The organism is Shewanella vesiculosa (assembly GCF_009994065.1).
Classification (GTDB): domain Bacteria; phylum Pseudomonadota; class Gammaproteobacteria; order Enterobacterales; family Shewanellaceae; genus Shewanella; species Shewanella vesiculosa.
In genome coordinates this window covers 474183-497848 of the sequence record NZ_JAACSD010000004.1, presented here as the reverse complement: position 1 = coordinate 497848, position 23666 = coordinate 474183, and the positions used below count along the sequence as shown (strand labels likewise).

At 42.7% G+C, this 23666-nt stretch carries 17 protein-coding genes; 9 read left to right on the top strand and 8 right to left on the bottom strand.

Annotation, left to right across the window (positions count from 1 at the left end; all coding sequences use genetic code 11):
* Positions 1-14 precede the first annotated feature (14 nt).
* From tldD to GW828_RS04440, 5 genes are all read left to right on the top strand, one after another.
* A complete protein-coding gene (tldD, locus tag GW828_RS04460; protein ID WP_124015307.1) occupies positions 15-1463 on the top strand; it encodes a metalloprotease TldD in 1449 nt (482 codons plus the stop codon).
* Positions 1464-1662: 199 nt separating this feature from the next.
* Entirely contained in the window at positions 1663-3096 is a 1434-nt protein-coding gene (locus GW828_RS04455) for a TolC family protein (protein ID WP_273057799.1), read from the top strand.
* Positions 3086-4075: an HlyD family secretion protein gene (locus GW828_RS04450; protein ID WP_124015306.1), complete on the top strand. Its 990-nt coding sequence runs from the start codon at positions 3086-3088 to the stop codon at positions 4073-4075. The genes GW828_RS04455 and GW828_RS04450 overlap by 11 nt, the downstream gene beginning before the upstream one ends.
* A gap of 12 nt (positions 4076-4087) precedes the next feature.
* Positions 4088-5257 carry an ABC transporter permease gene (locus GW828_RS04445; RefSeq protein ID WP_124015305.1) on the top strand — a complete coding sequence of 390 codons (1170 nt, stop codon included), beginning with the start codon at positions 4088-4090 and terminating at the stop codon, positions 5255-5257.
* Positions 5257-6402, top strand: coding sequence for an ABC transporter permease (locus GW828_RS04440; RefSeq protein WP_182696890.1), 1146 nt, complete (start codon positions 5257-5259; stop codon positions 6400-6402). Before GW828_RS04445 ends, GW828_RS04440 begins: the two co-directional genes overlap by 1 nt.
* A 202-nt stretch (positions 6403-6604) precedes the next feature.
* Here GW828_RS04440 and GW828_RS04435 read toward each other — a convergent pair whose 3' ends face one another.
* Entirely contained in the window at positions 6605-7117 is a 513-nt protein-coding gene (locus tag GW828_RS04435) for a hypothetical protein (RefSeq protein WP_124015303.1), read from the bottom strand.
* Between the two features lie 533 nt (positions 7118-7650).
* Between GW828_RS04435 and GW828_RS04430 the strand changes: the two genes are divergently transcribed.
* On the top strand, positions 7651-8004 hold the full coding sequence (locus GW828_RS04430) for a hypothetical protein (RefSeq protein WP_182755545.1): 354 nt from the start codon (positions 7651-7653) through the stop codon (positions 8002-8004).
* A 172-nt stretch (positions 8005-8176) separates the two neighbouring features.
* Here the strand turns inward: GW828_RS04430 and GW828_RS04425 are convergent, their stop codons facing one another.
* The 4 genes from GW828_RS04425 to yjgA all read right to left on the bottom strand — a co-directional run bounded on the left by GW828_RS04425 (position 8177) and on the right by yjgA (position 12996).
* Positions 8177-9067, bottom strand: a complete 891-nt coding sequence (locus GW828_RS04425) for a LysR substrate-binding domain-containing protein (RefSeq protein ID WP_124015301.1) — start codon at positions 9065-9067, stop codon at positions 8177-8179.
* Between the two features lie 267 nt (positions 9068-9334).
* Positions 9335-9736, bottom strand: coding sequence for a YajG family lipoprotein (locus GW828_RS04420; RefSeq protein ID WP_124015300.1), 402 nt, complete (start codon positions 9734-9736; stop codon positions 9335-9337).
* Between the two features lie 203 nt (positions 9737-9939).
* Complete coding sequence (locus GW828_RS04415; protein WP_273057800.1) at positions 9940-12417, bottom strand: Ig-like domain-containing protein; 2478 nt, start codon at positions 12415-12417, stop codon at positions 9940-9942.
* Between the two features lie 45 nt (positions 12418-12462).
* Positions 12463-12996 carry a ribosome biogenesis factor YjgA gene (yjgA, locus tag GW828_RS04410; RefSeq protein WP_273057801.1) on the bottom strand — a complete coding sequence of 178 codons (534 nt, stop codon included), beginning with the start codon at positions 12994-12996 and terminating at the stop codon, positions 12463-12465.
* Positions 12997-13155: 159 nt separating this feature from the next.
* Here yjgA and pmbA point away from each other — a divergent pair, with 159 nt between their 5' ends.
* Complete coding sequence (pmbA, locus tag GW828_RS04405; RefSeq protein WP_182696886.1) at positions 13156-14535, top strand: metalloprotease PmbA; 1380 nt, start codon at positions 13156-13158, stop codon at positions 14533-14535.
* A gap of 381 nt (positions 14536-14916) precedes the next feature.
* Here the strand turns inward: pmbA and rimO are convergent, their stop codons facing one another.
* The gene (rimO, locus tag GW828_RS04400) at positions 14917-16323 is read right to left on the bottom strand and encodes a 30S ribosomal protein S12 methylthiotransferase RimO (RefSeq protein ID WP_182696885.1); all 1407 of its coding nucleotides are present in this window, start codon (positions 16321-16323) and stop codon (positions 14917-14919) included.
* A 241-nt stretch (positions 16324-16564) separates the two neighbouring features.
* Positions 16565-18004, bottom strand: coding sequence for a methyl-accepting chemotaxis protein (locus tag GW828_RS04395; protein WP_273057802.1), 1440 nt, complete (start codon positions 18002-18004; stop codon positions 16565-16567).
* 572 nt (positions 18005-18576) lie between these two features.
* On the opposite strand from GW828_RS04395, the gene exeM reads away from it, so the two are divergent.
* On the top strand, positions 18577-21192 hold the full coding sequence (gene exeM, locus GW828_RS04390; protein WP_273057803.1) for an extracellular exonuclease ExeM: 2616 nt from the start codon (positions 18577-18579) through the stop codon (positions 21190-21192).
* A 171-nt stretch (positions 21193-21363) separates the two neighbouring features.
* On the opposite strand, the gene GW828_RS04385 is transcribed toward exeM, so the two are convergent.
* On the bottom strand, positions 21364-22473 hold the full coding sequence (locus tag GW828_RS04385; RefSeq protein ID WP_182696882.1) for a phosphoribosylaminoimidazolesuccinocarboxamide synthase: 1110 nt from the start codon (positions 22471-22473) through the stop codon (positions 21364-21366).
* Between the two features lie 210 nt (positions 22474-22683).
* Between GW828_RS04385 and GW828_RS04380 the strand changes: the two genes are divergently transcribed.
* On the top strand, positions 22684-23652 hold the full coding sequence (locus tag GW828_RS04380; protein ID WP_182741188.1) for a DMT family transporter: 969 nt from the start codon (positions 22684-22686) through the stop codon (positions 23650-23652).
* Positions 23653-23666: the final 14 nt, after the last annotated feature.

The window sequence follows — 23666 nt, the reverse complement described above, 5'->3', positions numbered from 1 at the left end:
TAAAGAGAATTTTAATGCCATTTTTAACCCAAGTAGAGCAGAGTTTATTGCAAGATGGATTAACCTTAGACGGATTGCAAGGTTACTTAAATACCATTCATCAACACAATATCGATTTTTCAGACCTGTATTTCCAAGGTAGCCGTCATGAGTCTTGGGTTTTAGAAGATGGCATAGTCAAAGAAGGCAGTTTCCACATTGAGCGTGGTGTGGGTGTACGTGCTATTAGCGGTGAAAAAACCGGTTTTGCTTATGCCGACGAGATTACTCCAGCCGCTCTTGATGCCGCAGCAAAAGCCGCTCGCGGCATTGCTAGTGCCGGTGAGCAGCACAAGGTACAAGCCTTTAAGCGTCAAGCGGCACATAAACTCTATGACAGTGCCGATCCAATTGCGGCTATGGACGAAGTGAAGAAAATCGACTTGTTAAAGCAAGCCGATGCGTATATCCGTAGTTTAGACAGCCGTATTATTCAGGTTGTGGTGAGTTTATCTGGCGTACATGAGGAAATATTGATCGCTGCCAGTGACGGTACATTGGCCGCAGATATTCGTCCATTAGTGCGTTTTAACTGTAGTGTTATTTTAGAAGACAACGGCAAGCGTGAACGCGGTAGTGCCGGTGGTGGTGGTCGTCACGATTACAGTGCCTTCTTAGCCACAGATGAAACTGGCTTACCACAGAGTTTTGAATTTGCTCGTGAAGCAGTGCGCCAAGCTCAAGTGAATGTTAATGCCATTGATGCTCCAGCAGGTGAAATGACCGTAGTGTTAGGTAACGGTTGGCCTGGTGTGTTATTGCACGAAGCGGTAGGTCATGGCTTAGAAGGTGACTTTAATCGCAAAGGCAGCAGCGCCTTTAGCGGTAAAATGGGCCAGCAAGTGGCATCGACATTAGTCACCATAGTCGATGATGGTACATTGGAAAATCGTCGTGGTTCATTAAGTATCGATGATGAAGGCGTGCCAACTCAAAAAACCACTTTGATTGAAAATGGTATTTTAACCGGCTACATGCAAGATAAGTTAAATGCGCGCTTAATGGGACAATTGCCTACGGGTAATGGTCGCCGCGAATCTTATGCTCATTTACCTATGCCACGGATGACGAATACTTATATGAATGCCGGTGAATCAGACCCTGCAGACATTATCAAGTCAGTGAAGAAAGGCATCTATGCGCCCAACTTTGGTGGCGGTCAAGTCGATATCACTTCAGGTAAGTTTGTGTTCTCAGCTTCTGAAGCTTATTTGATTGAAGACGGTGAGGTAACTCAGGCAATTAAAGGTGCAACTTTAATTGGTAATGGCCCTGAAGCCATGGGATTAATTTCCATGGTTGGTAATGACTTAGCTCTAGATAAAGGCGTAGGCGTGTGCGGTAAAGACGGACAAAGCGTGCCTGTTGGCGTGGGGCAACCAACATTGAAAATTGATCGTCTAACGGTTGGCGGTACAGCTTAAACGTTAGCCTATTTAGCCGTAAGTAGCCGGCTTACTGAGTGTTATGACTTGGTAAGCCGTTGTATATTTAAGGCTTATTTTGATAGTCTTGTTTATTTAAGGATATGTATAGTCAGGTTAATAATCTATGTGGCTGTGAAAATAACTGTTTTAAGTTATACTTCATCAAGGAATTAGAGTATTAACTCTAGAGGTGTTTATGGTTGCAAAGCGTCATAGTAGTCCACATAGCCAGAGGCGATTGAGCTTGGTGTTGTGTTCGAGTGTTTTTTTTGTTCATCTTAGTGTTTTCGCTGAGCCCATTACGTTTAGCAATGCTTGGCAGCAATTAACCCAAGTAAGCGATCATCTGCAAGCCAAAACCCAGCATGTTAACCGCGCCAAAGCCGAAGAAGACGCTGGTGATGCACTGAATTTCCCATCGTTGAATATTGCCGGTAGTTATACCCGTCTTGAAAAACCGATTGAACTTGACCTCAATGATCTTAATCCACTTGCCTCGCTTGATAGCAGTACCTTACCGCCAGCGCTTGGCGGTGCCCTAGCCAGTATTCCTAGTTCATTGTTTGTTACCCCTTTTACTGAGCAAGATGTATTTCGTGCCAGTTTGCAAGCCATGTGGCCGATTTACACTGGTGGTAAAATTACTGCTGCGCAAGGGATACATGCAGCACAAGTTTCTGAAACTGAACAAGAGTTGGCCCTAGCTCGGCGGGAGTTATTTCTGCAGTTAGTTGATCGTTACTATGCGGTGTCGGTGACAAAAACCTTAGTTGATACTCAAAATCAGTTGGTAGATTCGTTAGCGTTACATGTCAGCCATGCACAAAAATTGGAGCAACAAGGGCAAATAGCCAAAGTTGAACGCTTAAATGCCCAAGTCGCGTTAGAAAATGCCAAGGTCAATAGGGGTAAAAGCCAGCGTCAATATGAGATGGCCGAAATAGCTTTAGCGCGGATGTTGCATATTCCCTCAGTCGATCCTATTTCAGCGCTGTTTTTACTGGAACAGCAACCGTCATTGCCACAACTTAGCCAGCTGACGTTAACTCAGCATCCGGCATTAAAACTGCTTGAGGCTAAAGAAGCTCAAGCCAATGGCTTAGTGGACCTAGAAAAGGGCAGTTATTACCCCACAGTGTATTTATACGGTAACTATACCTTGTATGAAGATGACAGCTTATTTTCACAAGTGGAACCTGATTGGATGGTAGGTGTGGGTATGAGCATACCGCTGATAAGCCGTGATGGGCACAGTGGTAAAGTACAAGCCGCCAAAAGTGCTTTATTGCAAGCTCGATACACTAAAGCACAAACAAAACAGGATTTAAGTTTACTGATCGATCAAAGTTATCGGCAAATGCTGCAAGCTAAAGAAGAAGCCGATGCGCTGAATACGTCGTTAGCGTTAGCGACTGAAAATTTACGTTTACGAGAGTTATCTTTCAATCAAGGCTTATCCACATCAATTGATAGGATCGATGCAGAGTTAAGCTTAACGGCGGTTAAAACTCAGCAATTAGGGGCTAAATATCGCTATATTCAAGCCTATGCCAAAGTGATGGCCATTAGTGGTCAAGTCGATGAATTTATTAACCGAACTCAACTTCAGGGGGCTGCTTATGCGGGCTAACAAGATCATCGCGGTCATTGCATTCGTGTTACTTATATTACTGTTGGGCTATGGCGTCATGCTGGCCTTTACGCCGCAACCTAGCGTGTTACAAGGGCAAATAGAAGCTCGTGAATACAACATCTCTTCTAAAGTGCCAGGGCGGGTAGAGCAGGTCTTAGTGCGCAAAGGCGATCAGGTTGATGTGGGCGATATTTTGTTTGCCATCAGCAGTCCTGAATTGGATGCTAAGCTAGTGCAGGCTCAAGGTGGTCTAGAAGCCGCAACCGCAATGCAGCAACAAGCGAATAATGGCGCAAGACAACAACAAGTCACAGCCGCTAAAGAGCAATGGTTAAAAGCTCAAGCTGCCACCGAGCTTAGTCTAAAAACATATCAGCGCATTGAAAATCTATTTGATGAAGGTGTTGTCGCAAGGCAAAAGCGCGATGAAGCTTATACCCAATGGCAGGCCGCTAAATATACTGAACAGGCAGCTTATGCCATGTATCAAATGACCGACGAAGGCGCACGCGATGAAACCAAAGCGGCTGCGGCAGGCAAGACTCGTATGGCAGAAGGCGCAGTTAACGAGGTGAATGCCATTTTAGCTGATAGCCAAATGCGTTCACCTAAAAAAGCTGAGGTGAGTGAAGTACTGTTACAAGCGGGTGAGTTAGCACCGAGTGGCTTTCCGGTAGTGAGCATTATTGATATGAGTGATGCTTGGGCTGTATTACAAGTGCGAGAAGATCAATTATTGCAATTTAAACAAGATCAAAGCGTGATGTTAGATATCCCTGCATTGCAGCAGCAAGTTGAATTTACCGTGTCGCACATCAGTGTGATGGGCAATTTTGCCACTTGGCGCTCCACTGAAAGTGGCCATGATTTTGATATGCGTACATTCGAGGTGGAACTGACACCGAAGCAGAAAATAGCCGATTTACGCGTTGGGATGTCGGTATTATTTCGCGCCGACAAGCTCAACGAACATTAATAAGGCTTGCTGATGAGGCATCTATTTCGGCGTGAATGGACAGTGTTATGGCATTCGCCTTGGCAACTCGCCTTGGTGAGCTATATTCCGCTCATCGGCGTACTTGCGCTGTGGTGGTTGTTCAGTGCAGGTTTGCCAAGACAGCTTCCGGTTGCCGTAGTTGACTTAGATAATAGCCAAATTAGTCGTATGCTTACCCGGCAATTATCGGCAAATGCCGTAGTTGCTCCTCGCGCATATGCTAATGAAGCATCAGCGATTGACGCTATGCGTAAAGTGGAAGTTTATGGTTTAGTTATTTTGCCTTATCAGCTTAACAAAGACCTATTAACATCCAAACAACCCACGATTGATATTCGCTATAACAGTCAATTTTTATTAGTTGGCAAGTTACTCTCTAGCCAACTACAACTCAGCCTTGCTGAGGGCTTAACGCATATTGGTGAAGTAAATTTATTGCTCAAAGGAGCCAATAAAGCCACAGTCGATGTGAGTTTAACGCCTATTAGTAATCAAACCACGGCACTATTTAATCGCAATAATAACTATGTCGGATTTCTGGTTCCTCCTATATTGATTGCATTGTGGCAGTTGCTGTCGATGCTGGTTTTTGTCAATAGTGTCAATGCGGAGCTGCTCCCGCAGGGTGAGCGTAACTATTTAGCCAAAGATTTTTGGGCTAAGGTGTGGGTTAAAATCCTGTTCTACAGTCCCATTATGCTTATTCATGGTGGCTTTATTCTGCTGTGGTTATACCATTATTTGGCGATGCCGATAGCGGGTTCGTTATGGCTTTTGGTATTGGCGCAGATGTTCATGCTCATGGCGTTGTGGTTGATCGTGTTATTTATTTTTATGCTGATGCGTGACAGTGCGCGGGTGGTCAGCTTTTGTACTGCCTTATTTGCTCCTGCGTTTGCGTTTATGGGGATTACCTTTCCAGTTAATGATATGCCTTTATTGGCTAAATGGTGGCGCTTGATTATGCCATCAAGTCATTATATCGACTCTCATGTCAGTGTGGTGAGCTACGGGGTGAACTTGCCACAAGTGTTACTGCAAATCAGTTCATATTGGGGCTTTTTACTATTAATCCCTTTGCTTTATGTGTTGGGGCGTCATGCTCAGAAAATACCGCCTCAAGTTCCCGTGAGCAAGTCAATTAGTCTGGGAGTCAAGTGATGAACTTCTGGCAGTTAATGGTTGCAGAATGCAAAGCGATACTGGCTGATAAAGCCATAGTCGTGACCTTATTTGGTGGCGTGTTATTTTACTCAGTACTTTATCCGTTACCGTATCTGCATCAGGTGCCGACAGAGCAGCAGATTGTGGTCGTTGATCATGATAATTCATCTCTCAGCCGATTGGTGACACGTCATGCCGATGCCAGTGCCAAGATAAAAGTACTCGCTAATGTAAACAGTATTGACCAAGCCCAAGCTTGGATTGATGCTGGTAAAGCGCACGGTTTATTGGTTATCCCAGCAGATTTTAGGCGTAATTTGTTATTGGGCAAAGGCGCGACATTAAGTTACGGCGGTGATGCGAGTTACTTTTTAATTTATTCTGCGATTGTTGAAGGCTTAGTTTCTGCAGGTATTGATGCCAGTAAACACGTGCAAATGATAGGTTTGCTCGCCCGTGGACAAAACCCAGAGTTAGCGCAGCAAGCTGTTAATTCTATCCATATTAATTCGGTGCCGGCTTTTAACCCCAGTTTGGGTTATACCCCCTATGTGGTACCGGGTTTATTTTTATTAATTTTGCATCAAACCTTATTAATTGGCACAGGTATTTTGGGCGCAGGCCAATGGGGTAAACAGGGCTACTGGCAGCAAGTCCGGCCAGTGACCTTAGTGCTTGCAAGGCTTAGTGTGTTTATGATGATTTATGCATTATTCAGTAGTTTCTACTTAGGCGCTTGTTTTTATTGGTATAAAGTCAGCGTGGTTGCCTCTGTGATTGAAGTAGGCTTATTTATGTTGCCCTTTTTATTGGCTACGGGTTCGTTAGGTATTTATCTCAGTAGTTTGTTCCGCCGGCGTGAATTACCCACCCAATTGTATTTACTTGTCTCTATGCCAATTTTATTTGTGGCAGGATTTGTGTGGCCAATTGCGTTGATTCCACAGCCATTGGTAGTGGCATCGCAAGTTATTCCTGCTGTGCCAGCAATTATGGGGATGCTCGAGTTAAATCAATTAGGGGCAGGTTGGTCGGCCGTGTTGCCTAAATGGCTGCAACTATGGGGCCTATTCGCCATTTTTGTCACTATGGCAATAGTGGCCATTGCACGTAAACAGCAAGATGTTAATACTCCATCATAGTATCGTGTGTAAACTTAGTATCGAGTGTAAACGACAAAAAGGCTGTAGCAGTCTCACGTTCGGTCAATAAATTCTGCTAACAAAAATAGACAGGTATCGTATTGATTGACCTGTCTATTACTGCACATTCAGCAAGATGTACTAACAAAAAACTGTTTGGCTGATTGCATTGAACCGTGACGGTTTTTTGGTCGGGGTCCAATTACATCATTCCGTCTTGTGTGCTGGTTAATGATGCTTGTAAACGTTCAACGTTATGCTGATAAATACTGCTGTTATCCACTTTTGCCGCATATTTAAAATCAGCTAATGCACCTAATTTGTCATTATTGATTAACTTCATTATGCCGCGATTATTGTAGGCATAAGCACGCTCTACCATTGATGCAATTGCGACTTGAGTACGGGCACTTTTCACTGCAGCATCACAGGCTTTTTCGGCATTTTCCATGTCAGATAATTGTACGTAACCTGCACATAAGTTCACATTGCGAGAATAGTCATCCACTGTGTATTTACTTGCAGACAATGTTGCTGTGAGCCCTTGCTGAACATCACCAGATTGCAATGCGTTAACACCTGGTACATCTTCAATTAATACCATTTTGTAGGCATTGCTATTGATGTGATGGCCTTGTTCGTCAGCCATAACACTTGTCGATGCTGTCAGTATTAATGTGGCACTCATTAGGCCGTTAACTATGCTTTTTTTCATGATGTCGCTCCCTTAAACGTTTACGTAGCGCCGCGCTACAGATGAACTTTAGTCAAAAGGACTAAAGCCGACAAACGATAAAAAACGCATTAATAGATTAAAAAAATTCACTTATATCGACAAGTTAATCGAGCTTAGTGCAGTGATGGTGAGCGACTTAGGTATTTTATCGTGTTTATCTTGATTGATTGTTGCGATGCTTTATTTAACATCACTCAATAGATACTGCTGATCGGTGGCCCGTACTTTTGTTTATGACTTGATGCCACAGTCAAGTTGTTGGCAAAAATAGTCATTTATGCTGAGGTTTGCTTTTTTGGAGTGAATCTTAGATTATCAAACTAGACATGTTGCTCCTCTCGCTTTCTTTTTGCGCTGACCATTTTTAAATATCAAGCATGATATTGACCGCCAAAAAATTGCTAGACTTTGCCATACAAAAGAAAAACAAGAAGGACGAGACAGACGATGTTCGCTGCCTCTTCACTATATTTAGCCACTGCATACAGCGGTATTTTATCAGCGGAAACATAATGAAACTTTTGTATAAAATTGTATTTTCGGTAACTGTTTTTTTGGTTGTGCTCTATTACTCGAGTTTTTATATTTTACCGAGTATCACAATAGTAAATAATTCGGGAGCCGAGATCACTCTGGCTGAAATTGATTTACCCAGTACTCATTTGGATTTTGGCTCAATTGAACAAGGCACGAGTAATACGCTTCATTATGCTCTAACGCAACAACGAGATGGGGTCTATACCTATAGAATCGACGCTAAAGATTTAGCGGTGTATCACGGTAGTTGTGGTTACGTTACCAATAACGAACTTCATAAGCGTGTTGTGATTTATATCGCCAGTGATGCGCAAGTTGTGTGTAAATAGGTATAAAAAAGTCACATTACTGCGAGTTTTAATCGCTAGGATTGCTTAATTCAACCTATGACAAGCCGTTATTTTAGCTGCACCACGATTTTTAATCATTTTCATGGCTCATGTGAAAACTGCTTTTATCTCAATCTGAGCCAGATATCCTAAGCCCTTCAACTTTTGACACCTAACGGCTTTCATCGTGAAAGCTTTTAAGGATCCAGTCTATTAGCAATTGCACTTCTGGGCGCTGCTGTTCATTGGAATGGCGGGTGAGGTAATAGCGGTCATGGCTATAAAGTGGCTGGGGGAATAATGGAATCAGGATTTTGTTATCAAACCACGCTTGGCTGATAGGCAGGGGTATTAATGCTACACCAAGCCCTTGCTCTGCTGCTCGCGCGACACTGAACATACTGTCTAATTGAATAATTTGTTTGGGTTTGAATTGCTCAAAGCCGATATTGTCAGCCCATTGATGCCATGCGTAGGGTCTGGCTTTATGTAATATCAACGGCACCTTGGTTAACGCTTTAAAGCCTTGTGATGATAGCTCAGAGTGGAGCTGTGCATTACATGCTGGCATATACGTTATTGGAAATAGGTCATATACATTATCGCTAGGCTGCTGTTTACCCGAAAGCATAATCGATACATCAGTGTGTTTTATCACATCACTGCGCGATTTAATCGTTTCGAGTTTAAGGTTGATATTGGGGTATTTGGATGACCAGCCAATAAGTTTAGGCATAAACAGCTCGCTAGCGAAAAACTCAGGCATTGAAATACTGACTTCGAGCATTCTGTCTGATTGATTAAATTCACTGACAGTGTTGACCAGTTGCTGCATCACTGGCTCGATCGCTTGGTAAAACCGTGCACCAACTTCAGTTAATGCAACCGAGCGGGTTTGACGGATAAACAAGCTTAGATTGAGGGTTTCTTCCAATTGCTTAATTTGGTGGCTAACGGCAGATGGTGTGAGGTACAGCTTTTTAGCCGTCTCTTTAAAACTTAAGCATTCAGCTGCGACGCAAAAGCAACGTAGGCCACGCATTGAGGTGTGTAAAGGAAGCATTTAATTCTCAGCAAGGACTAATTAAGTCATTTAATGGAGTAACAGTGTCGACTAAGCAGTAGTGCATTTTTATTATCATTATTGTGAAAGCAAAGATCAGACCATGCTTTAAAGTCTTATTTAAACAAAGTACTAACACATGTGGTATTTATATTTTGAGTTGCTTTAGTGCTTAAACTAATAAACATCGCACCATCTCAGTGCAATGTTTTTAGCACTTTGGTCATCAGGAGGTAAGCAGGGCTAGGGCTTATGGCTGCTACTCGATTAGAAGTACAATGTTTCTAGCTTAGTGCCATCAATAAAGATATCGCACTTATCAGCGGTGCTTGATTTTGCAGATTGGATAATACTCGCTACCACGCCAAAGCTACCGCCTTGATCGCCTAATACCGAACCGAAATAGCAATCACCTTTTACAGCCATGCCTTTGAACTTAGCGTTAAGATGCTGGGTTGGGGTCATTGGTGGGAATCGACCTTGCATGATCGTGTCACCATTAGCGATTAACTGTAGCTTGTTTTTTTCTTTGTCGTATATGCCACCAAAAATGATGGTTTGGTCATTCACTACCACAGTTTTGTTTTGTGCAACGATAGGGGGTTTAGCGGCACAAGCGCTAAGAAGCACGCCTGCGGTCAAAGTAGAAAGTATAAAAAGTTTGCGCATTATTATTCCTTAGTATGCGTCGAGAGGCGTATTCTGGCCCTCGAATGAGTAAACTAGCCCTGTTTACCTATTTGGATTCAACGTTATGCACAGTGGAGTTCCATAGTGCACAACGTGCTTATTGTAACAACTTATCAACGAATTCCAATAATAAAAACAGCCTGCTAAAAGAGCAGGCTGTTTAGTCACTCTAGAGCAGTCTTTTATAACAAGCTGACATAAAACTTCAGTTCAGTGACCACACCTTTAGGCGTCGTTGCTGTCAGTGTTACTTGGCTGGTGCCAGGTGTACCGATATTTTTGAGGGTAAAGGTGGTTGATGTTCCCCCCGCCGATGTTGCGTTCGGTACGCTGTAGCCAGAGAACTGCAACTCACCTTCAGTGCTGGCAACGGTTAAGATGGTACCTGAAGGTAATATTTGCTTGGCACTATCTGTTAACACCACAGTAAACGTCGATATTGCATTTAATCCGATAGGTTGAATATCACTGGTGTAATCGTTAATCACAGCGTCATCTTGACTCACAACAAACGTCGCATTAGAGCCTGACATAGTTAACACCAATGCTTTACGAATATAGGTGGTCGTGGCAGTGCTATCACATAAGCTGCCTTCACACTGAGGGCCGTTAAATTTACCATCAGCCGCTTGATACGCAGTACTGGCTTGAATATTAAAATATGGCTCACCTAAGTCATGGGTGCGAGACTCATTGTCATCCCTAAAGGCATCAGGTAAATCAACAAAGCCACTGTTATGGTAAGTTTCAACATCCATACCATCACCATTACACGCAATTGACGTTGTGCCATTTAAACAACCATTAACCACGCCGCCATCAGCAGCATCAAACACATTGTTACCGTTGGTATCGAAAAAAGTTTCGTGTCCTAAGGCATAAGCCATAATCGTGACACGGTGATCGCTTACTCGTGGCGATGCCGATGTCCAAATAACTGAACAGCGACCATCTGCAATAGTACACGATGGCTCAATTTGTCCACCTTCAGCGGTGAAGTTGATGGTCGTGTCATCTGGTGCCGGGTTACCAAAACTGTCAGAGGCATAAGCGGTAATGGTCACTTGCTCGCCATTGTAGTCACCCGCTTCAGGATTACCGTTTGACCTTGAAATACTAAAGCCTAGTTGCTGTGGTATTCCGGTATTGACGGTGAGTTGCTCTGATTGGCTGGTAATGGTTTTATTCGTGTCAGCATCAGTTGTTGATGCCATTACCCGAACCGGTGTTGGAATCGTACCGGCTTGAACGCGAACGCTGACCAAGCCTTGGGCGTTAGTAATACTGCTATCTGTTACTGCGCCATTAGCAAACTGTAAACCGCCAACGGTAGTATCTAGACTAAAGTTTACTTGTTGTTGAGCAGCAGGTTGACCATTCGCACTAGAAACTAAAAAGGTGACTAAAGATGATTCAGTTGAGCCTGTGCCGCCTGAACCTTTGATACGGATTTGGCTTGGGTCAGCTGACACAAAACTCACGTTAGATAAGGTCTGGCGGGCTAAGATAAAAGGTAAGCTTGCGCGTAAACTACTGCCATTAACAGTAGTGGTCGCGATGATAGTGTCATTGCGTTCACTATTACCACTGCAACTAACATCAGAAAATGTTGAGCTTGCTGAGCCAGATAAGCTGGTGATAGGTGAATCGAGTGAGGCATTATCATTGAAGGAACAGTCTGAACTAAAGCTAATACTGGTCGGGCTTTGTAAGCGAGTCATATTGCCAGCTATGTCTTCGCTGACGAGCGTCGCGGTAACCCCAAAAGTGCCACCGGCGCTAATGGTATAACTACCATCCGCTGCTGTTAGTGTTGTGGCTAATTCTCCTTCGACAAACTCACCATTAGCATCAATGGATCCCATTTTTACGATGCCGGCAGTGGCAATGTCGTCAGTCGCTAACACTTCATAAGCGCTAGTACTGCTGAGGGTTACCCCTTGATATTCTGTTGTGGCTGTTAATAAACTGGCGCCTAACTCTGATGCTGACGGAGTATAATTAAGAGTGGCGATACCTGAAGCTTTAGTCAGAGCAGTCGCGGGCGTTAACGTCGCACTACCGGCATTGAATGTGACAATTTGGTTAGCAATACCTTGGTTATTGCTGTCGGTAAGTAACGCGCTAAGTTGCACTGTTTTATCAAGATTAAAGCGGGTAATTGGACCTGTAGCATCTGTAATTGAAGCTGTTAATTGAATCGCTTCAGCAGGAATACTTGTGGTGTATTCTTTAAATTGATAATTGCGACTCGCGCTAACTGAGTCAGCATCGCTTGGTGAATAAGTTGCGCTAAGAATGCCAGCCTCGATGCCGCCAGACGTGACAATCGTAGTCGCAAGGCCGGAAGATAATGTTAATGCGCTAGCGGGTGTGACTGTGGCAGTGCTAGTACTGAATGTAATCAGGGCTCCGCTGACGTTAGCATTACCGAGTTTGAGATGTGCAACGGCACAAAAACTGCCATCGATATCAAAAATCAGAGATTCAGTACTGGCATCACATTGGCCATTGACGACATTTTGATAGCCTACAGTAATACTGTAACTGCCATTTGACGTGTCAGCATCGGTGCCATCCGCAGCACCGTTGCAACCTGTAAATAGCAACACTGAAGTTAATAGTAACATTAGTGTGCGAGTCATCATTTTTAGCCGCATTAGCAATATCCTTATTCTATTAAACAGACTATTTTTGAAATGGCCCTAGTCTTTGATTTCAGCTCTTAAATACTTATATAGCTCTTTAGACGATTTTGATTCTGGGCCTTTAGCCAGTTCTTTATTCGTTTGGCGGATCAGTTGACGCAGTTTTTGACGATCAAGTTGTGGATGTAAATTCAGAAGTACTTGAACCTCGTCATCACCATTTGCTAATAAACGCTCGCGCATCTTTTCAAAAATCTGTATTTGAGCAGCTTCATTATTGTTTTTGTTCAACACTTTATCGAGTGCTGCTTCAATAGGTTCATGCTCGTATCCACGCATCAATTTACCAATGTATTGCAAGTGGCGGCGATAGGCTTCGGTTTTTTGCTTAATCAGTTTTGATTTTAGAATCGCATCATATAAGAATTCATCTAAACCCATTTTGTCTAATTGAGTTTTGCTCAGGGCCACTAAACGCATGCCAAGTGCTTGAGCATCCTCACTTTCTTTTTTAACGCCTGTTCTGCTGACATAGTTGTCATCATTATCATAGGGCTGCTGAAACAGTTCAGAATCGCCAACAATTTTCATAGTCATAAACCTCAAGTCAATATGCGTTAATGATAGCATTTATTTGGCCTAGAATATGCAGAATTTATTGATGATAGTGAGCGATATAAATGCACGGTTATCAATCGCCAATTGAATTTGATATGCTAGCGGCAACTAGACTAATCAAAGAGTAATTTTGTGGCTTCTCATCCTTCTTCAGCGCCTAGCGCAACTGAACCAACACCTAGAATTGATTCTGAATTATCTGCGTTAAAAGATGCTGTCGCTGTCGCGTTAGAATACGCAAAAGTGTTAGGCACTTCGGCCGCTGAAGTGGCTATTAGTAAGCAGCAAGGTTTGTCGGTTTCTACCCGTGAAAAAGAAGTTGAAACCGTTGAGTTTAATAAAGACGGTGCGTTAGGCATTACCATTTACCGCGATGGTCGCAAAGGCAGCTCATCAACCTCGGACTTAAGCCCAGAGGCGATTCGCCAAGCGGTAAAAGCCGCCGATGGTATTGCAAAATATACTTCAGAGGATCCTTTTAGTGGCTTGGCTGATCCCGCTTTGATGGCGCAAGATATTCGCGATTTAGAGTTATACCATCCACACGATATCGATGCAGAAGAGCTGGCACAGCTGGCTATTCGCGCTGAAGAAGCCAGTTTATCAGTTGATAGTCGTATCCGAAATTCAGACGGCGCCAGCGCTAATGCGCATACAGCTGCCAGAGTGTATGGCAATAGCCATGGGTTTCTTAATGGCTATTGCAGCTCTCGCTACAGTTTGAGCTGTGTGGTGATAGGCGAAGAGTCTGATGGCAATTTACAGCGTGACTATGACTATACCGTTGCGCGTAAGTACAGTGATTTATTGTCTCCAGAAGCCGTTGGTTTGCAAGCGGCAAACAAAACTTTAAGCCGTTTAGATGCACGTAAAATTGCCACCGCGAAAATGCCGGTGCTATTTGCGCCAGAAATTGCTACCGGCCTGATGGGCCATTTAATTGGTGCGATCAGTGGCAGCAGTATTTACCGCAAGTCGAGCTTCTTAATGGAGGCATTGAATACCCAAATATTCCCAGACTGGTTTAGCATCGAAGAGCAGCCACATTTGTTAGGTGCTTTAGCCAGCGCTAATTATGACAGCGAAGGTGTCGCTACCCAAGATCGGCGTATTATTGATCGCGGCCAATTAGCAACTTACTTATTAACCAGTTATTCTGCACGTAAGCTAGGTATGACCAATACTGGTCATGCTGGTGGTATTTATAACTGGACCTTAAGCCATTCAAACCAAACATTTGATGACTTGGTCAAAACCATGAATACTGGCTTAATTGTTACCGAAGTAATGGGCCAAGGCGTTAATGGCGTTACGGGTGATTATTCTCGCGGCGCGGCTGGCTTCTATGTTGAAAATGGCGAAGTGCTATACCCAGTAGAAGAGATCACCATAGCGGGTAATTTAAAAGACATGTTTATGGGAATACAAGGTGTAGGTAAAGATCGCGATTTACGTTCATCAATCCGTACCGGTGGAATTTTACTGAGCGAGATGAAAATTGCGGGGAATTAACCCCTTTTGCTGATCAACGCATTTATGGTTTAAATGCAAACAATAAAAGCCTCTTATCTAATTGATTAAGAGGCTTTTTTTAACTTCAACTTGGCTCTTGACGCTTTATATCTTTACTTTACCTTTCCTGATAGTCGTTTACAGGCAAGGGGTGTCATAACTCTTGCAAATGTAACTAGATGGTTAATAGAGTAAATATGTTTAACAAAAAAATAAGTCGATTGATGACAATGTCTGCAATGGGGGCCTTGTTATTAGGCTGTGGCTTAGACAGTGAAGAGAGTAGTGATGATATTGCTTGATGAGTAAATAAGCTCAAACAAAAAGCCGATATCAATGATATCGGCTTTTATGTAGAGCATGTATTACAACTGAGGAGGATTAATCTTCGACTTTCACGCCCCACACGTCGTGCTCATCGGCATGAATAATCTGTACCCATACTTGATCACCTGGCTGGACGTCAAACTCGTCGGTTAAATAGACCTTTCCGTCAATTTCTGGCGCGTCCATGTATGAGCGGCCTACTGCGCCTTCGGTGTTTACTTCATCAATTAGAATGAGATATTCTTGCCCAATTCGAGCTTGCAATTTGTCGGCACTAATTTGTGCTTGCACAGCCATAAAGCGCTGTAATCTGTCTTCCATAACATCATCAGGGACATGGTCTGGTAAGTCGTTGGCCTTAGCACCTTTAACCGGCGAGTATTTAAAACAACCGACGCGATCAAGTTGTGCGGCTTCTAAAAAGTCGAGTAACTCTTCAAACTCTGCTTCAGTTTCACCCGGGAAGCCAACAATAAAGGTCGAACGAATCACTAATTCTGGGCAAATCTCGCGCCATTTAGCAATGCGTTCTAATACTTTGTCTGAACTACCAGGACGTTTCATTAGTTTAAGTATGCGTTTATTAGCATGCTGAAACGGAATGTCTAAATACGGTAAAATACTACCTTGTGCCATAAGTGGAATGATGTCATCCACATGTGGGTAAGGGTAAACATAATGCAAACGAACCCACACACCTTGTTTGGCTAACTGCTCACAAAGCTGCTGCATATGGGTTTTAACTGGCATACCATCCCAAAAAGCAGTTTTATGTTTTACATCAACGCCATAAGCCGAGGTGTCTTGTGAAATAATCAGTAATTCTTTCACGCCAGCATTCACGAGACGCTGCGCTTCACCTAATACGTCACCAATAGGGCGAGAGTCTAAATCACCGCGCATTGAAGGGATAATGCAGAAAGTACAGCGGTGATTACAGCCTTCGGATATTTTCAAATAGGCGTAATGTTTAGGGGTCAGTTTGATGCCGTGATCAGGCACTAAATCAATTAATGGATTATGTTTTGGTTTCTCAACATGCAGGTGAACTTGCTTTAACACTTCATCATAAGCATGAGGGCCAGTCACCCCTAAAACATTAGGATGAAGTTCGATAATTTCGTCTTTCTTTACCCCTAAACAACCCGTCACTAACACTTTACCGTTTGCCGCTAATGCTTCACCTATGGTCTCTAAAGACTCTTGTACTGCACTATCGATAAAGCCACATGTATTGACAATTACCAGATCGGCATCATCGTAACTGTTGGTGACATCATAACCTTCAGTGCGCAACTGTGTCAGGATCCGTTCAGAGTCGACAAGGTTTTTGGGGCAACCCAATGAAACAAATCCAATACGATTACCGGTGGTTTCTGTGTTCAGGCTATTGGCCTTAAGTGTTTTTACCGGAATGTCTAACGTGGTGGTTTGCTTGGGTTTAAAAGTTTCAACTGTCATATGATCTCACACATAAAGTTAACGATATTGGTGGGGATGTCAAAGTGGGCGGATTATACCTGAACGGGCTAAAAGGTATAGATCCATTTAGCGTGAAAAGTATACTCATAAACAGTATGTAAAGTATAGGTAATAGCGGACGTTAGCTGATGGCAGAATAAAAAAACGACGGATAATGTTAACCATTACCCGTCGTTTTTAATCTTGCATAGATATAGGAGTAAACCTATTTGTAAATAAGTTAATTTGTGCGGTATTGGCTTAAAATCTTACCTAAATCACTTGATGCTTTTGATAGTTCTTTAACACCACTTGAAGACTGTTGCGATAAACCTCTAATAATATTTGATTTCTGTCTTATTTCAGTCAGTTCTTTAGCAATATCATTGGCTACGGCACTTTGTTCTTCTGATGACGTTGAAATTTGGAAGCTCATGTCCATAATCGATTTCGATGATTCTGAAATGGCATTAATATCGGTACCAATATTGGTAATTAGATCGCTACTGGTCTGTGCTTGCTTGACGGTATCGCGAGTAATACTGTCGATATTAAGTGTTTCAGTTTGCAGTAATTCGATCATTTTATGAATTTCAACCGTTGCTGCTTGAGTACGACCGGCAAGGGTTCTTACTTCGTCTGCAACCACAGCAAAACCACGACCCATTTCACCAGCGCGCGCCGCTTCAATGGCTGCGTTTAATGCCAGTAAGTTGGTTTGATCTGAAATGGCATTAATCGTGGTAATGACTTCATTAATATTGGTGGCATTGACTTTTAAGGTCGTGACCGAGTTTGAAGTTTGTTCAATGTAGCTAGATAACTGCTTAATCTCATTAATGGCACGTTTTGCTCGGTCATAACTCTGGCGTGTATATTCTGAATCTTGTTCCACTCTTTGGGTCGAATTACGGGCAATATTCGACACTTCTGCCGCAGATGCGGTCATTTCTTCCATTGCCGTAGCGACTGAGTCGAGCGAAGCATACTGTAAGTCAATTTGTTCAGCACTTTGTACTGCATCATTGGCAAATGAGCTGGAAGTGGTTTGCAATGTTCCGGCACTTTTTTTCACAGCAACGACAAGTTCAGTTAATGTGTCCATGGCTTTGTCTAGTGCGCAGCCAATGGTACCGAACTCATCACGACCAGGATGGAAACCTAAACGAGAGGTTAAATCACCTTTGGCAATTTTTTCTGTGGTACTCCACAACACCCATAGGGCACCACCAATAAAGGTGGCATTCCAGTAAATCACCAATGCAAACGGTAACACCCACAAGAATGATAGCAATAACGAAACTAATGCCGCTTGCTTAGCCGTAGCTTCTTGGCCATAGACTGATTCACTCATCGCATAATATTGGTTATTTAATGTATAAACGGCAGTAACAGTATCTTGTTGGCGTGAGCTGGTTTGCAAACGACCCGATACTTGTAAGCCGAGACTTGAGGCTTGATCTAGCTGATTGGTCGCATCAAGTGCTTGTACTGTAGCGGCCGTTTTTTGCTCTAAAACATGCAGAGATTGCTGCTCAATGTTGTCTATTTTACTAAAGTAACTGCTAAACGATACGCTTGATAAAATGATGAGGAATAGTCCGAAAATCGTCCAAAACTTATCGTTAATGGACATTTTGATGAAGAGTTTATCGATATTTCTAAAATCAACTTCTTTCATGGTTTTAGTACCTAAACCTGTAAATACAATAAATTTGAATACTAGATGAGCCGTTAGTGTTTTGATACTAATAGTCAGCGTGGCAGTATTTTTTTGTGACCAATATGGCATTGGTTCATGTTCAATATCGACAATAACACGAATAACTTAAATGAATTATCTATGTCGACAGCTCATCCGGTGTCTGCCATGTCAATCAGCCAATATTAGCGTAATAGTTAGCTAAAAGCCTTACATTTTCAAGCTGATGTTACGCCAAAAAATCCAATATGAAACAAATAATTCTATTTTTAATTTTATTTTCAACAGAATTGTTACAAAACTTATCTTGTTAAGTTGTCATTATGTCTAGTCGTGTTCTGAGTCTAGTTATTGTTTTATTTGATGTATTTCTTTTATTCTCATATGTCGTTTTTCTATAAGGATAAAATTACTTGTTAATCAATCAGATATCAAATTTATTTACCTCATTAATGTGATCTATGTTCTTTTTTCTGTAAACAAACTTTGGGACAATCGCGCCGCATATTACAAAAAAATAGCATTTATATTACAAAATATGGGGTTACAAAATGAAAGGACTGACTAAACTAACGGCGGTTTCACTCGCAGTTGCTGCAGCATTGCCTATGATGGCAAATGCAGATGTATTGATAAGTGAATACGTTGAGGGTAGTGCAAATAATAAAGCGATTGAACTGTACAACAACAGTGATGTTGCGGTTGATTTAACAGGTTACAAATTAGTTCGTTATAAAGACGGCGATACAGCAGCGCTAGATATGGTTGAGTTAACCGATTCGATAGCAGCAAAAAGTGTCAAAGTGATTTTGCACCCAAGTGCAGCGATTACCTTACCGGCAGCCACAGACTCTATGACTGGCAACTTGTACTTTAATGGTGGCGATGCTGTTGGTCTATTAAAAGACGGTGTGTTAGTTGATGTAATTGGTGAAATTCCAACGCCAAGTGGCTGGGGGTTAGATGCCACCTTCCAACGTAATTTAGATAACTTAACGGCTAACACTACCTATGATGCTACCCAGTGGGTTGAATTAGAAAAAGACACTTTCAGTGGTTTAGGTTCGCTTGATGCTGCGGTTGCGCCAGAGCCATCTACATTTACCTGTAATGGTGCAACGCTAACTAATATTTATGACGTTCAAGGTGCTGGAGATGCAAGTCCTTTACTTGCCGAGGGGAGTTTTTCATCCGCTAACGAAGTAACCGTAAAAGGGATAGTTACTGCCAGAAGTGACAGTTTATACAAAGGTTTCTTTATTCAAGACATGCAAGGTGATAACTCACCTTATACTTCTGACGGTATTTTTGTTTTCATGAACCAAGCGGCACCAGACACGATTCAGCCCGGCGCTGAAGTGTGTGTGCAAGGTAAAGTCAGCGAGTATTACGGCTCAACTCAGATAGACATTAAAGACGATCAAAAATTTGAAGTGGGAGCAATGGGTGACGTACCTGCTGCCAGTGCATTTTATGTTGCCGATGGTGAAACGCTTGCACAAGCATTAGAACGTGTTGAAGGCATGAAAGTGAAGCTAGATGCTGGTAGCGAGATGAAAATTTCTCGTACCTTTAGTTTCGATTATGATTCATACCGCAATAATATGATGTTGTCTCATAAAGCGCCATTAATGAAGCCTACTCAAGTGTTTGAACCGAATTCAGCCGATGCAATCGCACTCGGTAAAGCCAATGCGGTAAATCAGTTATTTGTAGAGTCTGACTTCAAAGCAAAAGACGGTGAAGTGCCTTACTTCCCTGACTTTAATGCTGAGACCGGTTATATCCGTGTGGGCGATCAGCTCACAAACCTTGAAGGCGTGATTGGTTATAGCTACAACTCATACCGAATTTTAGCGACCAACACCATTACTGCGGGTGATTTTATCCGTGTAAATGATCGCACTGATGCGCCGACTGTGGCAGACATGGGTGATATTCGCGTCGCTAGCTTTAACGTATTGAATTTCTTTAACGATGCTGTTGGCGGTGATGCCAATCCATCAAACAGTAACCGTGGCGCGCTAACGGAAGAGGAAATGGTTCTGCAACGCACTAAGATTGTGTCTGCGCTAGTGGCCATGAATGCTGATGTTGTTGGCTTAATGGAAATCGCTAACAATGGCTTTGGTGAGCTAAGTGCAGTGCAAAATTTAGTTGATGCACTGAATGCTGAATTAACCGATGAGCAAGCATATCGCTTTATCGAAATTGCAGATGCGGACAAATACGACGGTAAGTTTATTGGTACCGATGCCATTACCGTTGGTATGTTATATCGCCCAGCGCGCATCACTTTAGACGGCGCAGCAAAAGTTATTGCAACGCCTGAGCAACATGCTGCAGAAGGCGCTCAAACTCGCGAGAAAGATGGTGTGGTTGAGAAAAGCCCTAGTTCTGATAAGTTCCAACGTCACAGCTTAGTGCAAACGTTTAGTATTAATGATGAAAAACTGACCGTCGTTGTTAACCACCTAAAATCGAAAGGTTCAGGTTGTATCGAAGACTGGGCTGAGTTTAATGAAAATGCTGAGCCAGCAGACATGCAAGGCAAGTGTAATGCTTTCCGTGTATCAGCGGCTAAAGTATTGGGTGAGTCATTAAAAGATGTCGAAGGCGATATACTGGTTATTGGTGATTTAAATGCTTATGGCAAAGAAGATCCAGTTGCTGTATTGACTGACTATGATGCGTCAACCACAGATCATGTTATCCGCACCGCGTCTTGGACCACTTTAAACGGTAAAGTGTACGAGCGTGAAGGCAGTGTAATTGATAAAGGTTATGGGTTAATTAACTTAAACACTCAAGCTCATGGTGCAACGACTTACTCATACAGCTACAACGGTGAGTTAGGTAACTTAGACCATGCACTAGGTAATGCGAGCTTAGCAGCTAAGTTAGTCGATATTGACGACTGGCACATAAACTCAGTTGAATCTAACCTGTTTGAATATGGTAGTAAATACACTGGTGATTTGGTTAAGTCTGAAAGTGCATTCTCAGCTTCTGACCATGACCCTGTGATCATTGCACTAAGCTACCCTGCGCCAGTAACACCAACGCCTACGCCAACACCAGAGCCTGTTCAAGACAGTGACGGTGGTAGTTTAGGTTACTTCGCATTGATGTTATTAGGTGCACTAGGCTTACGCCGTCGTAGTTAATAATGATGTGTTAATCGGTATCGTAGTTAATTGATGATACATAAAAAAGGATGACAATTGTCGTCCTTTTTTTATGAGCCATGGTGTATAAACCCGTTACTACTATTGCGTACTATGTGCAGATTTGCACACATAAAAAAAGGCGCCTAAGCGCCTTTTTGTTAAGCAAACTTAGATTGATTCAATTAAATCATACTGTTCACGTAACACTTTAATAATGTCAGCTTTTGGATTCGCAGGTAATGGAATCGTGGCTCCAGTTACTTTTTCAGCCACACCAATATAAGTGCGTGATACGCTCATCATAGCCTCTAACGGCAAGTCGTTGTCACGGGCAAGCGCTTCACGTTCTGGCATTCTGTCTTTGTTTAATAAAATGTCGGCATCGTCAAAATGGTTTAACAAGAATTGACGGAAACCTTCTTTGGAATTTTCAACAATCTTACCTTCGCGATAAGCTGCGCCATCCCAAATACGTGATGAATCAGGGGTGCCAACTTCATCCATGTAAATGAGTTTAGCGTTGCCGTCTTTATCGTTGACATAGCCAAACTCGAATTTGGTATCGACAAACACTTGGTCAAGCTTGGCTAGCGCATCAGATATTACCTTAAAGCCTTGCTTGAGCAGAACTTCATATAGGTCGATATCTTGTGGTTTTTCAAAGCCAAATGCTTGGTAGTTGGCTTCAATATCACTGCGGCTAATATTGACGTCATCCTGTGCTGGCACACCAGGAATACCGGTTAAAATACCTTTGGTAGACGGGGTGATTAGCAGTTCAGGTAGTTTTTGATCTTTGCTTAAGCCTTCTGGCAGGGTGATGCCACAAAAGACTCGTTCACCTTTTGAATAAGCACGCCACATCGACCCCGTTATGTACTGACGGCAAATAGCTTCTACTTTAATCGGGCGAGCTTTTTGAACGATCCACACAAAAGGGTGTGGAATGTCTAAAATGTGGCTATCGGCTAAACCATTTTCAGCGAACAAGCCAAACCAATGATTAGAAATGGCATTGAGTGCTGCTCCTTTACCTGGGATCCCCTGCAAGTTACCTTCGCCATGAAAAATGCAGTCAAATGCAGAAATGCGATCACTGATCACCATAATCGCCAGCGGAGTATCTTCAGGTACATCGTAACCTTTGTCGCGAATTAAGCGGCGGCTATCAGCATCTGTTAGCCAGTAAACACTGCGAACTTTACCACTGTGAACAGGCTTGTCGGTACGGATAGGTAAATCATTGTTAACTGCAAGAACGGAATCAGCAAGACTCATGCGAGTGTTCCTTAGGTTGAAGGGCGTATAGGGTTTTTATGGCGGCTATTTTACCTGCATTAAACGGGTTTGCCACGGGAAAGGGTGAGTTGAAATAGGCTTTTTTGTTATGCGAACAATCTTTGGGTAGTTTAGCAATATCTTGTTCAAGACTTTGTGAGGTTAATCAGGCAAAATTCAGTTCCTAAATAGTGTTTGGAATAACAACAATTGAACAGCGAACAAGAAAATATTAATAACCGTTTGGGGCTGATATTCGTGTCTATTGCGGTATTTTTCTGGGGTATTTTGCCTATTGCGTTAAAGTTATCCGGTGGTTTTATTACCCCAGTTACCCTGACTTGGTTTCGGTTTGTTATGGCATTAGTGGTGACCTTGTTAATTCAATGGCGCTTAGGTGCATTACGCCAATTTGCAGGACTGCCGGCAGCGATATGGATGAAATTGGTATTAGCTGGGGTATTGTTGATGTGCAACTATGTATCGTTTGTGTATTCATTGGGCTATTTAGCCCCAGGTACTGCGCAGCTTAATTTTCAAACCGCGCCGTTTTTTTTAGCCTTTGGCGGGGTGCTGTTTTTTAAAGAACGCTTTAACGCATTTCAACTGAGTTGTTTTGCCACCCTAGGATTGGGGATGTTGATGTTTTTCCATCCACAGCTCGATTTAAACCAAGCCAGTGATCATCAGGTATTGATTGGCATTATGATTGTACAGTTTTCGGTGATGTCTTGGACCAGTTATGCATTATTGCAGAAATCGGTAAGTCAGCGGTTATCACCCAGTAATGTGCTGTTATTTATTTACGCATTAGGCATTGTGCTTATGGCGCCATTTAGTGATTTTAGTCAGTTTGAAGCAATGACATTAAACCAATGGTGGATCGTCCTGTTTTGTGGTGCCAACACCTTGATTGCATATGGCTGTTTTGGTCAAGCAATGCAATATTGGCCCACGGCACAAGTCAGTGCCATGTTGGCATTAACACCGGTATTGAGTTTTACTGCGACAGAAGTTGTGGTCAATCTTGGTTGGTGGAGCGGGGTATTTGCCGGTGCCGATATTGATGTTTTGTCATTTGCTGGCATCGTTATGATTGTGTGTTCGGTGTTTGCCGTGCAAATTGTCCCCTTGTATCAAAAGCGTAAGCAGGCCAAAGCGTTCAGGACTGTACTGTAAATAGTCGCTAGGCA

Coding starts and splice junctions, on each gene's coding strand:
- tldD (WP_124015307.1), top strand. CDS start 15: ATGCCATTTTTAACCCAAGTAGAGCAGAGTTTATTGCAAGATGGATTA.
- GW828_RS04455 (WP_273057799.1), top strand. CDS start 1,663: ATGGTTGCAAAGCGTCATAGTAGTCCACATAGCCAGAGGCGATTGAGC.
- GW828_RS04450 (WP_124015306.1), top strand. CDS start 3,086: ATGCGGGCTAACAAGATCATCGCGGTCATTGCATTCGTGTTACTTATA.
- GW828_RS04445 (WP_124015305.1), top strand. CDS start 4,088: ATGAGGCATCTATTTCGGCGTGAATGGACAGTGTTATGGCATTCGCCT.
- GW828_RS04440 (WP_182696890.1), top strand. CDS start 5,257: ATGAACTTCTGGCAGTTAATGGTTGCAGAATGCAAAGCGATACTGGCT.
- GW828_RS04435 (WP_124015303.1), bottom strand. CDS start 7,117: ATGAAAAAAAGCATAGTTAACGGCCTAATGAGTGCCACATTAATACTG.
- GW828_RS04430 (WP_182755545.1), top strand. CDS start 7,651: ATGAAACTTTTGTATAAAATTGTATTTTCGGTAACTGTTTTTTTGGTT.
- GW828_RS04425 (WP_124015301.1), bottom strand. CDS start 9,067: ATGCTTCCTTTACACACCTCAATGCGTGGCCTACGTTGCTTTTGCGTC.
- GW828_RS04420 (WP_124015300.1), bottom strand. CDS start 9,736: ATGCGCAAACTTTTTATACTTTCTACTTTGACCGCAGGCGTGCTTCTT.
- GW828_RS04415 (WP_273057800.1), bottom strand. CDS start 12,417: ATGCGGCTAAAAATGATGACTCGCACACTAATGTTACTATTAACTTCA.
- yjgA (WP_273057801.1), bottom strand. CDS start 12,996: ATGAAAATTGTTGGCGATTCTGAACTGTTTCAGCAGCCCTATGATAAT.
- rimO (WP_182696885.1), bottom strand. CDS start 16,323: ATGACAGTTGAAACTTTTAAACCCAAGCAAACCACCACGTTAGACATT.
- GW828_RS04395 (WP_273057802.1), bottom strand. CDS start 18,004: ATGAAAGAAGTTGATTTTAGAAATATCGATAAACTCTTCATCAAAATG.
- exeM (WP_273057803.1), top strand. CDS start 18,577: ATGAAAGGACTGACTAAACTAACGGCGGTTTCACTCGCAGTTGCTGCA.
- GW828_RS04385 (WP_182696882.1), bottom strand. CDS start 22,473: ATGAGTCTTGCTGATTCCGTTCTTGCAGTTAACAATGATTTACCTATC.